This window comes from Undibacterium sp. Jales W-56 (genome assembly GCF_025548535.1).
Taxonomy (GTDB): Bacteria; Pseudomonadota; Gammaproteobacteria; order Burkholderiales; family Burkholderiaceae_D; genus Undibacterium.
The window spans coordinates 382,973-397,149 of record NZ_JAJLQW010000003.1; the positions used below are offsets into that span (position 1 = coordinate 382,973).

Below are 14,177 nucleotides of genomic sequence, written 5' to 3' on the forward strand. Positions count from 1 at the left end.
TTTATGGCAATGGAAACACCAGGCAGGTGGTGGTCGCGTGCGCATACACCTTGCCGCCGGCATCGACGATGCGACCCTCGGCGGTGCCGACTTGCCGGCCGACCTGGATCACCTTGCCCTCGGCACGTACCGGTCCGGTTTTGTCGGTCAGTGCGCGGATCAGGTTGACCTTGATTTCCAGCGTGGTGTAGCCGATCCCTTTCGGCAGCATCGATTGCACCGCGCAACCCACGGCGGAATCGAGCAGGGTGCAAAAATAACCGCCATGCACGCTGCCCAGCGGATTGTAATGCTGGCGTCCCGGCGTACCCTGAAACACGATACGGCCGGCTTCGCCCTCGACCGGGAAAAAGTCCAGCGTCTTGCCTATGTGCGCAATCGGGAAATCGCCGTTCAGGATGCCTTGCAAAAATTCCAGGCCGCTGAGCTGTTTCATTTTTTCCATCGGGATCACGCCGGGTTCTTGCATCCGGGCGCGAACTTCGGCTTCTTTGGCCAGCCATTGCTGCAGGACGGTGGTCTGCGCTTCGCTCATTTTGCCTCCTTGGGAAATAAAACCATTTGCGTGCATCGGAACAGGGCAATGGTCTTGCCCTGGTGACTGACGGTTGCATCCCAGACCTGGGTAGTGCGTCCCAGGTGCAGGGCCTGCGCTTTGACTTCGACCAGACCTTCGCGCGCGGTGCCGAGGTGATTGGATTTGAGTTCGATCGTGGTGAAACTGCTGGCACCTGCCGGCAGATTGCTGATGCAACCATAGCCGCAAGCCGTATCGGCCAGCGTCACCACGCTACCCGCATGCAAGAAACCGTTGGGCGCCAGCAGTTGCGGTGTGACCGTCAATTCGGCGCTGACGGTATTGCCCTCCAGCGCAGTGATGCGTATGCCCAGATGGCCGGGCAAGAATTGGCTGCCGAATTGGTTTAAGCCTTCCGGTGTGAGGCTGCGTTTGGTGTGCGCTGTATCCATGGGGTTCCTGGCGAAAATGTGGTTGAAAGTCATTATAGGTATTGCGCAAAGGATCGCATAGTGTCAATATTGACGCAATTAGTGCGAATACTGCCATATTTTCATTCCGAAATCTTTCGTGACCCGTTTCTTATACGCTATTTCTCATGACCCATATCGCCGTCTGGATCTATCCGCAATGCATGGCTTCGCCGGTGACGGCGCCGCTTGATGTCTTCGCGATTGCGAATGCCATCTGGATGGCTCAAGGGCAGGCGAAAGAGCAGCGTCAGCCCTTGTTTAGCTGGTCTATCCATTCCGCCGATGGCGCACCTGTCACGACCCCTACCGGCGTGGTATTGCAAGTGAACGGCGACTTTGCCAGCGACGTGCAGGCAGATGTGCTGATGTTGCCGGGTATTTTTCTGGGTAACGGCATGCAGGATTTGTGGCGCACGCTGGATGACTTGCGGCCCTACTTTGCGCTACTCAGGGCAAAACATGCGCAAGGGAGCTTGCTGGTCAGTAATTGCAGCGCGAGCTTTGTGTTGGCCGAAGCCGGTTTGCTGGAACACGGCCATGCGACGACCGCCTGGTGGCTGGAACGCGTCTTTAAAGCGCGCTATCCGCAAATCGAATTGCGTCTGGGCGAAGTGCTGGATGAATACCGCGGCATTGTGACCAGCGGCGCCGCCAGCTCGTATATGAATCTGGCGCTCGATATGGTGCGCCGTTTTGCCGGTCCCGAGCTCGCGGCCAGCGTGGCTAAAACCATGCTGATCGACGCCAACCGGGCGACCCAGACGCCGTATATGAATTTGTCCGGCATGACCCAGCAAGAGAGCCAATCGCATGCCGACGGGCTGGTGATGCGGGCGCAAAAATGGCTGCGTCAGCACCGCCATGTCAGCTTCCGCCTAGCGGCGCTGGCCGATTATCTGGCGGTCAGCGAACGCACCGTGATCCGGCATTTTCATCAAGCGCTCGGCACCACTCCGGCCAGCTATGCGCAATTGCTGAAAATCGACCTGGCCAAGCGCCTGATGGAAACTACCACGCTTACCCTGGAACAAGTCGCGGAGCGCACCGGCTATGCCGATCCCAGCTCATTCCGGCGTTTATTCAAACGGCATACCAGCTTATCGCCGGTCGCCTATCGCGCACAGTTCAAGCCGCAAAAATCAGTCGCCGCCGCAGCCGCCACTACAACCGCCGCTGCAACCTGAAGAAGCGCTGTCTCCGCCGCTATCGGCACTGCCGCCGAAGTCACTGCTGTCGCTGAAGCTGTAAACGCTGTCGCTATTGTCCGGGCTGCCACCGGATCCGAGATCGGAAAAATCGCCGCCGCAATACACCGTGCCATTGCCATTTTTACGCAAGGCGCTGCAATCCGGTTCATAACGGAATCCATCGGCAATATCCCATTTGGCGTCCAGCGCAAACAGCAAAGGCAGGCGCGTGGCGCGCCGCGGATTGATGTTTTCTTCGAGGCAGGCAAACCACCAGGTACGGCGCAGGCCATCGTTATTGCGCTGGCTGACGCCCAATACCGCGGCCGGGGTGTGATGCATGTAGCGGCCAAATGCCTTATGACAAAACTGCTGATAATTCTTGGTGTACAGGATAAATTCATGCCACAGATCATCAACCACCTGCGAAGGCATGGACACATGCTTATAGCCGCTCTTCAGATACACCAGAAAATATTGCCGCAGCGCCCGCGCGACCAGTTGCCGGTCTTTCAGCGACAGCTCCGGCCTGAGTTTCGCCATGCGCTCCAACAGTCCGGCCGGAAACATATAGCTGCGTATGTAATCGGCTCTGGCTGCAGCGCGCCACTTCAACCAGACCACCATCAGCAGCATCGACAGCACCGCCAGCAAAATAATGAAAAAAACCATACGCGTCAAAGTTGAATGGTGGAATAAATAAATGATTGAATGAAAACAGGCCGGGGCCACTAACTTAATTCATGAAAAGCGTCAACAAATTCCCGCCCATGATCATGATGACATGCAGCATAATGCCACAGACATCAGATATCTAAACAGGCCCTAGTGCACCGCAGTAATATTTGTCGTAACATGAACACGGCAGCAATTTCGACGAGCTAATCCGGCACACCAGAGCTTGTTTGCTGATCATTGCCTGATTCGGGATTTTCTACGCTGTAAACTCTGTTACCTTGTTGTAATACACATCGCCTCGACTGCGGTGAAGCGTCATTCTTACATTTGGGAGCTGCTATGAATCTGCGTAATCTACGCATAGGAACCCGCCTCGCCGTCGGCTTTGGCGCAATCCTGGCGATGTTGATATTGTTGCTTATTACCGACAGTTTTTTCAGTGCAAGCAACCGTCGTCAAATGATTGCCGGCCTCGAATACTCGAATAACAAAACCGCTCTCGCTGCCGCCATGAAAAGCGGCCTGCTCGAAGGCGGCCTGGCCTTGCGGAATATCGGCTTGCAAACGGATGTCGCCGAAATCGATAAGCAAAAAGCCATCGTCAAAACCCACCGTACCCGCTTTCTGGAAGCCCGCGACAAACTCATTGCACTCGGTCTGAGCGGCGACGAAAAGAAGATCATCGACACCATCAATCAACTGGATCAACAGATCGACGAGCCGAATAAAGAGGCTTACAAGATGATCCTGAACTTCAATAGCGAAGAAGCGGTGAAAGTCATCGCGACCAAGATCGATCCATTGCAGCAACAGGCTTTAGTAGAGATCAATAAACTGGTCGACTTGCAAAACAAGGCAGCGCAAGAAGTCGCTGGCGACATGGATAGCAAAGGAAAACGTCTGTCCACGCTCTTGTTCGGGATTGGTGCGGTGATGGTGTTGATGGGGGCGGCCTTCTCCGTGCTGATGACCCGCAGCATTACCACGCCTTTGCAAGACGCGGTCGAAATTGCCAAACGGGTGGCGGCCGGCGAATTGTCTTTCCGTGAAACGACCAGCGGTTCGGATGAGATCAGTGAATTGCTGAATGCGCTGAAAGAGATGAACGATAACCTGCATCACATCGTTGGCGAAGTACGTAACGGCACCGATGCGATTGCGATTGCCTCGGCGGAAATTTCTACCGGTAACGCCGACCTGTCCTCGCGTACCGAGACGCAGGCCGGGGCACTCGAAGAAACCGCCAGCTCGATGGAAGAGATTACCGCCACCGTGCGGCACAATGCCGACAACGCCAGGCAAGCCAATACGCTGGTGGTCTCGGCATCCAATTTTGCCTTAAAGGGCGGCAAGGAAGTCGGCCAGGTGGTCAACACCATGAACTCGATCAAAGAAAGCTCACGCAAGATCGTGGACATCATCGGCGTGATTGATGGCATCGCTTTCCAGACCAATATCCTGGCGCTGAACGCCGCAGTCGAAGCAGCGCGCGCCGGTGAACAGGGCCGTGGTTTTGCGGTAGTCGCGTCCGAAGTGCGCAATCTGGCGCAGCGCAGCGCCAGCGCGGCCAAAGAGATCAAAACCCTGATCGGCGACTCGGTCGAAAAAGTCGATGCCGGCGGCAAGCTCGTCGATGCCGCGGGCAAGACCATGGGGGATATCGTCAACTCGGTGAAACAGGTGGCCGACATCATGGCCGAAATTACGGCAGCGGGCCAGGAACAAAGTTCCGGTATCGAAGAGGTCAATCGTGCCATTAATCAGATGGACGAAATGACCCAGCAAAATGCGGCGCTGGTCGAGCAGGCGGCAGCGGCAGCGGAAAGCATGGAAGAACAGGCGGAAGCGCTTGCCAAAACCGTATCCACTTTCAAACTGGATCAGAATGCCGCGCCTGTGCGTAAAACGCCGGTGGCGGCGAGCGCTGTTGCCATGACAAAGAACGAGCCATCGTTGATTGCCAGTACCGCAAACAAGCTGATTAAAGTATTGAAATTTGACAAGAATACCTGATAACTTTCTCGTCATTTCAGCGTTTTCACTACGCTGAGCGTGTCTGTGCGAGAGTATAATTTCACGTATGAAAAAGTCAGAAGCGCTCAAAAATATTGTTCTGGAAGCAAACCAGGGCGAATTGGTTTTCCCCACCAACGTCAATGCATCCCTGAAGATCCAGCAATTACTGGATGACCCTGACTGTAGCCTGGAAGCCGCCGCCAAGCTCACTCTCACCGAGCCGCTGCTGGCCTCGCGTGTGGTGGCGATTGCCAATTCTGTCGCCTATGCACGGTTCGGCGGCGGCGTCACCAATGTCAGGACCGCGGTCACGATTCTGGGATTCAGCACGCTGCGCTCTATTGTCGCATCCGTGGTGGTCAGGCAGCTTAGCTACGCCATCGGCAATCCGGCCCTGCGCCAGAAAGCCTATCAATTATGGGAACACTCCGCCCACGTCGCGGCGCTGGCACATACGCTGGCAATCAAAGTCAGCAATACCGATCCGGAAACCGCCATGTTTGCAGGAATCGTGCATGAAGTCAGCGGTTTCTATTTGTTGTCGCGGGCCGACCAGCTACCCGCCTTAATGGATGAGGACAGCGATGGCAATCAAGACTGTCTGGGCGAGATCACCGAACCTGCGGAAGTCGTGATCGGGCGCGCCGTATTAAAAAAACTGCTGCTGCCAAAACGTATCGTGACCGCCGTCGAAGCGCTCTGGTCGGGCATACGTGTGATGCCGCCCGAAACGCTGGGCGACACCCTGGTGCTGGCGAATGACCTGGCACCGGTTGCTTCACCGCTTGATCCGCGTTCGCCCGAAACGATACGACAAGCTGCGTCTGAAATTGATTTCCTGGTCGGCGACGGTACGGTACATCACATCCTTGAAGAGTCCGACAACGAAGTCAAAGCACTGACTGTCTCGCTAATGACCTAGTTTCTCCGTTCAGGCCGGAAGCAGCAATCGGGGAATTTCGGCATAATGGCGCCACGCTATTTTGCGCACATCAGGAGATTCAACGTGACCACTACCCACTTCACAACCCGCTCCCTATACCGTTTTATGCGCGCCAGTAGTCTGGCGCTGATCGCTGCCACCACCTCGTTCGCGTTCATCGGTGCCGCACATGCGGCGGCACCGATGGTGAAAACCCCGGCACCTGGCTACTACCGCGTCATGCTGGGTGATTTTGAAGTGACCGCCTTATCTGATGGCACCGTACAACTGCCCGTCGATAAGCTGCTGACCAATACGACGCCGGAAAACATTGCCAAAGGCTTGAATAAGTTCCATCAAAAGAGCCCGCTGGAAACCTCCGTCAACGGCTACCTGATCAATACCGGCACCAAATTGGTGCTGATCGACACCGGTGCGGCCGGCTTGTTCGGTCCTACCCTAGGCAAACTCGCCGGCAACTTGAAAGCCTCCGGTTATCAGCCTGAACAAGTCGATGAAATCTATATCACCCACATGCATCCCGACCATGTAGGCGGTCTGGTTGACGGCGATAAGCTGGCGTTCCCGAATGCGATCGTGCGTGCCGATAAAAAAGATGCCGATTTCTGGCTGAGCCAGGCGAATCTGGATAAAGCACCGGCTGACTCTAAAGGTTTTTTCCAGGGTGCGATGGCATCCTTGAATCCGTATGTCAAGGCAGACAAATTCAAGGCCTTTGAAGGCAATACCGAGCTGGTGCCGGGCATCAAAGCGATTGCCAGCCACGGCCACACTGCAGGCCACAGCATTTATCTGGTCGAAAGCAAGGGGCAAAAGCTGATGTTATGGGGCGATCTGATGCACGTCGCCGCAGTCCAGTTCGATCATCCCGAAATCACGATACAGTTCGATACTGACAGCAAATCAGCCGCCGCCGAACGCAAAAAAGCCTATGCCGATGCAGCCAAACAAGGCTATCTGGTCGGCGCGGCACATTTGTCTTTCCCTGGCCTAGGCTATCTACGTAGCGAAGGCAAGGCGTATGCATGGACACCGTTGAATTACGTGCCGACACCGTAACCGGCGATTATTGCTGAAGCAAAAAAGGAACCCTTGCGGTTCCTTTTTTTTTACCTCATCCAATCGCCCTAATAATGCGGCGGTCGCTCATCGACAATCCTCTGCTGGCTGGCATTGATCGCCATCTCTTTCATACGCCCGACCAATGCGGTACACAGCGCCTCTAACTCGGAAATTTTTTTCTGCTGCTGATAAACCAGCAGATTCAAGGTATCCACGACATCTTCCTGGCGCGATATTTTGATTTCCAACTCTTCCAAACGATGATCGATCGCCTTGCCATTCATGATCCTGCCCTCCGGTATTGCAAAGCACGCAGTATAAGGTAAATGCGGTCAACGCAAACGGACACCATCATGCGAAGCCAGATACCAGATCAGTGGACAGCCGCTCTGGTATTGTCCTTGATGACATTCTGTCGGGGAGAAAACGCTACTGGTATGTTTGCCCAGCCTGTCATTCAAAAATCTGTTGACCCGCATCCACTGGTATCGCATGCTCGAGGCACTCGCCAACCCTGCCGGATCAATGTCGATCAATCCGATGAAACGAACAATGCAACAATTTCTGCTCAGCGCCGCATTGATATCGGCAACATTCATATCGGCCGTGTTACTACCGCTAGCCAGCTTCGCCAACAAAAATGCCGACTCGCACGTGGTGATCGGCTATTACCTGCTTGAAAAAGAACAGATCAATCATTATCCCGAGGCGGCCGAATTCCCGGTAGTGCGCATTACGCCGGCCAAGGCGGCGATGCTGACGCATATCAACTTTTCCTTCATCAACATTAATCCGGCAGGTGAGTGCGATTTACCGGAGGGTGTCGCAGCGGACAAAGCCGCTCTCGTGTTCCGCGAATTAATGGCGCTGAAAAAATATAATCCCCGGCTGCGGATTTTATTTTCCGTCGGCGGCTGGGCTTACAGCAACGACAGCAGTCCGACCGTAAACCGCTATCGCGACGCGGTCAGCACGCCGGAAAGTCGGCGAAGACTCGCGACTTCGTGCATCGCATTCATGCGCCATTACGCTTTCGATGGCATCGATATTGACTGGGAATATCCGCGTCCGCAAGACGCCGGTCACTTTGTCGCGTTGTTAACGGAAATCCGTCGCCAACTCACTCAAGAGAACCTGCATCGCGCTAAAAAACCGTATCAGCTCACCATCGCAGGTCCGGGTGATACGGCGAATATGGCGCGCTATTACCCGCAATTGCTAGCCATCGTCGAGCAACTCGATTACATCAATTTAATGAGTTACGACCTGAACGGGGTCTGGCAAAAGCTCAGCAATCACAATGCGCATTTATTCGGCGATCCGGGCGAACCGCTGATCGCCAATCCTTTGCGCAACCTGGCAACATCGGCGGGCATGGATCAGGTTAACATGGAAAAACTCTTCCCATCGCCTCTCGCGAATACCGTCGATGCAGCAGTAAAGCAGTATTTGCGCGCCGGTGTTCCGGCCAGCAAAATGGTGCTGGGCATGCCATTTTATGGTCGGGCATTTTTTCAGGTCACACCAAAAAATCGCGGCCTGTATCAAAGCTTTGTGACTGAATCGGCAGAAAATTATCAGGGCGATCCAAGCCTGTTAATCGGCTGCGACGCCTGTACTCAGCGCAAAGAGCCGCGCATGGCAAGCTATGCAGAAATCCAGGCCATGCTGAAAGCCGATCTGGGCTATGTGCGTTATTTCAGTCGCGAAAGCAAAGTCCCCTGGCTCTGGCATCCTGAAAAACATATCTTCGTCAGCTATGACGACGAAGTGTCGCTGGAATACAAGACCGCCTATCTGAAGCAGCAAGGTCTGGCGGGTGCGATGTTCTGGCACCTTGGGCAAGACGACCAGCAAGGTAGCCTGTTACGCACGCTGCATCGCGGCTTGAGCCAGCCCACACCCCCTCATGTCGACCTCTCTGGCGGCATACATTACTAGCGCCTGTTCCGCGCGGCCCGGTTACTCAGCGCGCCAGCCCGGCTCAACGGGCTTATCCTGCTCCGCACATCGAAGCTCCTGGCGGATTTGCAATGAAACGACAAATTGGCCCGATGCCCGCAACAGACGCGCGCAGCTTGAGAAATTAAAGTTACACTGCGTGAGAATCTGGAATGTGAATCAAAGTCGGCTCAGATAATAAACCGAAAGGAATATCGTGCAGAATTTCCTGTCCAAGTTATTCAATCAAGTATTCAGCAAAACCCCGCCTGCACAGAGTCCGGTAGCGGCACCGCTGCAAACCCCTGTGATAGCGCCAAGCCCGCCGCAGCCAAGTCCACCTGTCAGCACGATTACACCTGTGACGGCTGAATCGAAAATACCGGCTGAAGTAGCCGCAACCGCGCCACCGGCATTGCAGGCGTGGCGTCCGCAGATTGCCATCGATCCGCTATTTTTTTACTGGCTGATGGGCAGTCCCGGCGAAGGCAGCAGCATGGAGATAGAACAGAAAATCCTGCATGCTTTGTACGGACTGCTGGCATCCGATTTAAACGATGCGGTGGTGGTGCCCCGCGTGCCGACCGTGATTCCGCAATTGCTTGGCAGCCTGCGCAATAAAACCGTCTCGGCCGCTGAACTGTCGTCGCATATCGTCAAAGACGTCGTGCTGGTCGGCGAAGTCATCAACGCCGTGAATAGCGCGCTCTACAATCCGGCAGATCGCATCAATAGCCTGGAAAAAGCCGTGATGGTCTTGGGGGAAGATGGCTTGCGCCTGTTGATTGCGAAAGTCGCTTTCCGCCCCATCATCAACCTGAATGCGGGCAACTTCACCCGCAGAGCCGCGCCGCATATCTGGAACCAGTCTGAAAAATGCGCCTTGGCCTGCTATCAGCTGGCGACCGGGCTCGATCCTTTCCAGGCTTTTCTGACGGGCTTGATGAAAAACGTCGGTTTGATCATTGCGTTCCGCCTGCTGGACCAGCAATGCGAGGAAGCGCGGTTTAAATACTCGGCGAGTTTTTACCATGCGTTTACCTCGGTCGCCGCCACCCTGTCGTATCGGGTCGCGCAACGCTGGGAATTTCCGGCCACCGTGGTGCAAGCCTTGCAGCAACAGGCCGGCGGGAGCAAGGCGCCGGTCTGGACGCCGCTGGGACATTTGCTGCATAACGCCGACCTGCTGGCCAAAATGCGCGTATTGGTCAATCACGCCCAACTGAAATCCAATGATCAGCGACTCTGCGCCGGACTCTCGGCAGAAGCGATCGATTGTTTCACTAACCTGAATCATGTCCAGCTATACGACACTACGGCGGCGCTGCAAAAGAACAATGCCACACCGGGCGCCTAAGTCCTCGTGTGGCATTGTTTCGCTAAAGATTACCTCAGGACGCCCTTGGTTCATGTCCAAAGCAAAATCATCTATCTGCAAAATGGTTTTGACTTGGATACGAACTGATCTGGCTTTACCGTCCTGCGGCTGGTGACTGCATCGTCCACATTTTTCTGTATTGCATGACTCTTGCGTGCTCAGCACTTAGCCATTTTTTTGTGAAGTACGGATCGCTTTAGCCGCAATCCCAAGCTGCAAAACCCGGTCTTCCTGAGCCATCGCGATTTTTTGTTCTTCAGTCAAACGTTTGGCACTGATCACGACTGTTTGTACGCCAGATGCTTCTGCATCGAAAGCTAGTTTTTGCGCTGCGCTCATGCGTGTTGCGATGATCGTCACGGTCTGTACTTGCGCTGCTGAAACGGGGGCGCTGACTGCAACAGGCTGGAACGCTGCGCCGACGGCGAAGATGCCGGCAACCAAAGCGCTACCCAGAATTGCGGATGTTGTAAACGTTGTTTTCATTTGCTGTGCCTCTTTCATTGAAGGTTAGTTAGGTTCAACAGTGCGTTGTCCGAATCGGTATTTGCTCTGTCGATGTAAGCACTGTAGACAATGTGTTTATCGCCTGCGATGGCGATGCGACGAAACGCAAAAAGTGCAGGATGAACGTCGCGAATCAAAGATCCAACCGTTTTGACAACAATCGGATATCGCCCAGCTTGCGCGGTCTAGCAGCGTACAATACGGACTTCCCCCTTAATTTATCGCCGCTTTGTCGCCATACGCCCTGCCTCATGACCATATTGCTTTCTACCCTCAACGCCCGCTACGCCCATGCCTCATTGGGTCTGCGTTATCTGCTCGCGAATATGGGCGCCTTGCAGCAGCAGACCCGCTTGCAGGAATTTGTGACCGGCGCAAAAACTACCGAGATCGTAGAAAAACTCTTGTCGCACCGTCATGCCGGAGAAAAACTCATCGTCGGCTTCGGCGTGTATATCTGGAATATCGAAGAAATCACCAAGGTCGTTGCCTTGCTGAAACGCGTAGCGCCTGAGGTCGTCGTGATCCTTGGCGGACCGGAAGTGTCGTACGAAACCGCCGAACAGGAGATCGTCAAATTGGCGGATTACGTCATCACGGGCTGGGGCGATGTGAGCTTCCCGGAGATTTGTCGTCAGGTATTGAACGGCCCGAAGCCATTGATGAAAATCCATGCCGGCGTGCAGCCGCCGATGGCCGACATCGCCTTGCCGTACACGCTCTACAGCGATGAGGACATCCAGCACCGCACCTTGTATGTCGAAGCCTCACGCGGCTGTCCGTTCAAATGTGAGTTCTGTTTATCGGCGCTGGATAAAACCGCCTGGCCGTTTGAGATCGAGCTCTTCCTGGCCGAGATGGAAAGCCTGCATGCGCGCGGCGCCCGCTTGTTCAAGTTTGTCGATCGCACCTTCAATCTGAATATCAAGACCAGCCTGAAGATCATGCAGTTCTTCCTCGATAAACTGGAAGCTAATCCCGCTGATCCGGTGTTCGCGCATTTCGAGGTCGTGCCGGATCACCTGCCCGATGCCTTGAAAGAAGGCATCAAAAAATTCCCGCCGGGCACGCTGCAATTTGAACTCGGAATCCAGAGCTTCAATCCCGAAGTACAGGCGCGCATCAGCCGCAAACAGGATAACCAAAAAGCCGCCGACAACATCCGCTGGCTGTGCGAAAACTCGCACGCCCATTTGCATGTCGATCTGATCGCCGGCTTGCCCGGCGAAACCGTAGAGAGTTTCGCTGCGGGCTTTAACAAGCTGTACGCGCTCCGCCCACACGAAATCCAGTTCGGCATCCTGAAACGCCTGCGCGGCACGCCTATCATCCGCCATACCGAAGAATGGGGCATGGTGTTCGACCCGTATCCGCCTTACACCATACTGGCGAACAGCACGATCGATTTCAGCACCATGCAGCGTCTGGTGCGGTTTGCCCGCTACTGGGACCTGGTGGCGAACTCCGGTCGCTTCGGCCATACCCTGCCGCATCTGCTGGGCGCGACGCCGTTTGAGAATTTCATGGACTTATCCGACTGGCTGTATCAGCGCACCGATGCAACCCACAGAATCGCGCTCGAACGCCTGGCCGCGCTGGTCGGCGAATGGCTGCGCACGGAACGCCGGATGGACGATATGCTGGTCGAACAAATCTTGGGCAGCGATTACGCCGGACAAGCAAACCGCAAAAATGTCAGCGATAAATCCGCCGCAAAATTGGACAAAAGCACACAAAAAAGCGCAGAGAAAAAAACCGAAGCCAAATCTCTGCCGCAAAGACAGGCCAGGCATCTGGCGGCCTGATCGTCTAACTCACATCAGCGCTGAACCTTGCCAAACGCATCGCCGGCTTTCCAGGTTGCCATGCGCGGCGCATTTGCCACGGCATAACCGAGATTCAGGGTAAATTGCGCTTGCTGCACCATGCCGGATAAATCCCACTTTGGGTCGTAGCGATCGGTTTCCTGATGATAGTGCCTGGTGAAATCGCGCATGATCGCGTTCGCGGCTTGATCATCCCTGGCAAATTCAAAATGTCCGTCGCCTGAGAACACCGCAGAGCCGACATTGAATGCCGGAATCCCGGCACGGGCAAAATTGAAATGATCGGCACGGAAATAGCTGCCGGACAAATCCGGCACTTGCGGTGCCAGGTGCATGCCCATCCGCTTTGCGACGATAGCGGCCGTTGCATGCAGGCTGCTGCGTTCGCTGCCCGCCACACCGATGTCGCGTGTCTTGCCGACGAAATTCATGCTGTCGAGATTCAGGTCGGCGCTGGTTTTTGCCAGGGGCCAGAGCGGATTCTTGACATACGCGGCACTGCCGAGCAGATATTGCTCTTCCGCGCAAGGCCATAAAAATATCAGGCTGCGGCGTGCCGGATGTCCGACCGCCGCTTGCGCCATCGCCATCAGCGATGCGCTGCCGGAGGCATTGTCAATCGCGCCGTTCCAGATGTGATCGGCTTTTTCACCGTTCGCTGCGGCGATTTTTCCGAGATGATCCCAGTGCGCGGAATAGATCACGGCCTCGTCTTTCAGCTTGGGATCGCTGCCCGGCACGATGCCGACCACATTGAATTGCTCGACCTGGCGCACCGCGACTTTCAGGTCGACTTGCGCTGTCGCGTTCAATAACACGGGTTGAAAATCGCGGCTTTCCGCCTGGGCGCGCAAAGCGTCCAGATCTTGGCCGGCAGCGGCGAACAAGGCTTTGGCGGTGTTCTCATGCAACCAGCCTTCCAGCGCATTGCCGGCACCGTCGAGATGGAAGCGTTCGTGGCTGAAGCTGTTCACCGGCACGCTCCAGCCGTATGAGGCCGATGGCGTGGTGTGGATCAGCAACACGCCGGCCGCGCCCTCGCGCAAGGCTTGTTCGTATTTATAGGTCCAGCGACCGTAGTAGGTCAGCGCCTTGCCGCCAAAGCGATGCGGCTCAGCGGCGGTCGGTTGCGGGTCGTTGACCATCATGATCAGCAGCTTGCCTTTGACATCGGCATTTTTATAATCATTCCAGCGTTCTTCGTCGGCGCGAATGCCGTAGCCGACAAACATGACGGGCGCGTTGAAAGCGATCCCGGTTTGATTGCCGCCGGTGCCATACACGGCTTGCGTGCCGAATTCGGTGCCGATGCTTTTACCGCCGACATTAAATTGCAGGCTGCTGGCCGGCAAAGTCTGGACGCCGGTCAGCATAACGGCTTGACGATAGCTATTGCCGTTCAAGGGCTTCAGGCCGATCGCGGCAGCCTGCGTCTCCAGATAACGCACCGCCAGCTCGCCGCCGCGCTGGCCGGTGCCGCGACCTTCGAGTAAATCGTCAGCGAGAAACGCCAGATGGGCACGCAAGGGCGCTTCTTTGACCGTCTGTGCATGCGCGGCAAGCGACATCAGGCAGAACGCCGCAGCACAAAAGGGAACGGCAATCGTGGTGCGCAATACGCTTACGGGAATTGTCAGCTTCATCATAGT

The 14,177-nt window shown here is 55.4% G+C and carries 13 protein-coding genes; 7 read left to right on the forward strand and 6 right to left on the reverse strand.

The features are described 5' to 3' along the window. Position 1 precedes the first annotated feature (1 nt). Positions 2–535, reverse strand: coding sequence for a PaaI family thioesterase (locus tag LPB67_RS10880; protein WP_262837201.1), 534 nt, complete (start codon positions 533–535; stop codon positions 2–4). After that, entirely contained in the window at positions 532–969 is a 438-nt protein-coding gene (locus LPB67_RS10885; protein WP_262837202.1) for a PaaI family thioesterase, read from the reverse strand. The genes LPB67_RS10880 and LPB67_RS10885 overlap by 4 nt, the downstream gene beginning before the upstream one ends. Positions 970–1,115: 146 nt before the next feature. On the opposite strand from LPB67_RS10885, the gene LPB67_RS10890 reads away from it, so the two are divergent. Next, positions 1,116–2,174 carry a GlxA family transcriptional regulator gene (locus tag LPB67_RS10890; RefSeq protein WP_262837203.1) on the forward strand — a complete coding sequence of 353 codons (1,059 nt, stop codon included), beginning with the start codon at positions 1,116–1,118 and terminating at the stop codon, positions 2,172–2,174. Here LPB67_RS10890 and LPB67_RS10895 read toward each other — a convergent pair. Next, the gene (locus tag LPB67_RS10895; protein ID WP_262837204.1) at positions 2,130–2,849 is read right to left on the reverse strand and encodes a glycine-rich domain-containing protein; all 720 of its coding nucleotides are present in this window, start codon (positions 2,847–2,849) and stop codon (positions 2,130–2,132) included. The two genes, LPB67_RS10890 and LPB67_RS10895, sit on opposite strands and share 45 nt — an antisense overlap. Positions 2,850–3,194: 345 nt before the next feature. Between LPB67_RS10895 and LPB67_RS10900 the strand changes: the two genes are divergently transcribed. The 3 genes from LPB67_RS10900 (at position 3,195) to LPB67_RS10910 (ending at position 6,873) form a co-directional block, all read left to right on the forward strand. Further along, positions 3,195–4,868, forward strand: coding sequence for a methyl-accepting chemotaxis protein (locus tag LPB67_RS10900; RefSeq protein ID WP_316685187.1), 1,674 nt, complete (start codon positions 3,195–3,197; stop codon positions 4,866–4,868). Between the two features lie 67 nt (positions 4,869–4,935). Then, positions 4,936–5,793 carry an HDOD domain-containing protein gene (locus LPB67_RS10905; protein ID WP_262837205.1) on the forward strand — a complete coding sequence of 286 codons (858 nt, stop codon included), beginning with the start codon at positions 4,936–4,938 and terminating at the stop codon, positions 5,791–5,793. A gap of 126 nt (positions 5,794–5,919) precedes the next feature. Continuing rightward, complete coding sequence (locus LPB67_RS10910) at positions 5,920–6,873, forward strand: MBL fold metallo-hydrolase (protein WP_262837426.1); 954 nt, start codon at positions 5,920–5,922, stop codon at positions 6,871–6,873. Positions 6,874–6,941: 68 nt separating this feature from the next. On the opposite strand, the gene LPB67_RS10915 is transcribed toward LPB67_RS10910, so the two are convergent. Continuing rightward, positions 6,942–7,160, reverse strand: coding sequence for a SlyX family protein (locus LPB67_RS10915; RefSeq protein WP_262837206.1), 219 nt, complete (start codon positions 7,158–7,160; stop codon positions 6,942–6,944). A gap of 268 nt (positions 7,161–7,428) precedes the next feature. Here LPB67_RS10915 and LPB67_RS10920 point away from each other — a divergent pair, with 268 nt between their 5' ends. Continuing rightward, positions 7,429–8,817 (forward strand): glycoside hydrolase family 18 protein, encoded by a 1,389-nt coding sequence (locus tag LPB67_RS10920; RefSeq protein WP_262837207.1) that lies wholly within the window; start codon positions 7,429–7,431, stop codon positions 8,815–8,817. 217 nt (positions 8,818–9,034) lie between these two features. Beyond that, entirely contained in the window at positions 9,035–10,174 is a 1,140-nt protein-coding gene (locus tag LPB67_RS10925) for an HDOD domain-containing protein (RefSeq protein WP_262837208.1), read from the forward strand. A gap of 186 nt (positions 10,175–10,360) precedes the next feature. Here LPB67_RS10925 and LPB67_RS10930 read toward each other — a convergent pair whose 3' ends face one another. After that, the gene (locus LPB67_RS10930) at positions 10,361–10,681 is read right to left on the reverse strand and encodes a hypothetical protein (protein ID WP_262837209.1); all 321 of its coding nucleotides are present in this window, start codon (positions 10,679–10,681) and stop codon (positions 10,361–10,363) included. Positions 10,682–10,953: 272 nt separating this feature from the next. Here LPB67_RS10930 and LPB67_RS10935 point away from each other — a divergent pair, with 272 nt between their 5' ends. After that, a complete protein-coding gene (locus tag LPB67_RS10935; RefSeq protein ID WP_262837211.1) occupies positions 10,954–12,507 on the forward strand; it encodes a B12-binding domain-containing radical SAM protein in 1,554 nt (517 codons plus the stop codon). A 14-nt stretch (positions 12,508–12,521) separates the two neighbouring features. Here LPB67_RS10935 and LPB67_RS10940 read toward each other — a convergent pair whose 3' ends face one another. Then, a complete protein-coding gene (locus tag LPB67_RS10940) occupies positions 12,522–14,174 on the reverse strand; it encodes a M28 family peptidase (protein ID WP_410482728.1) in 1,653 nt (550 codons plus the stop codon). Positions 14,175–14,177: the final 3 nt, after the last annotated feature.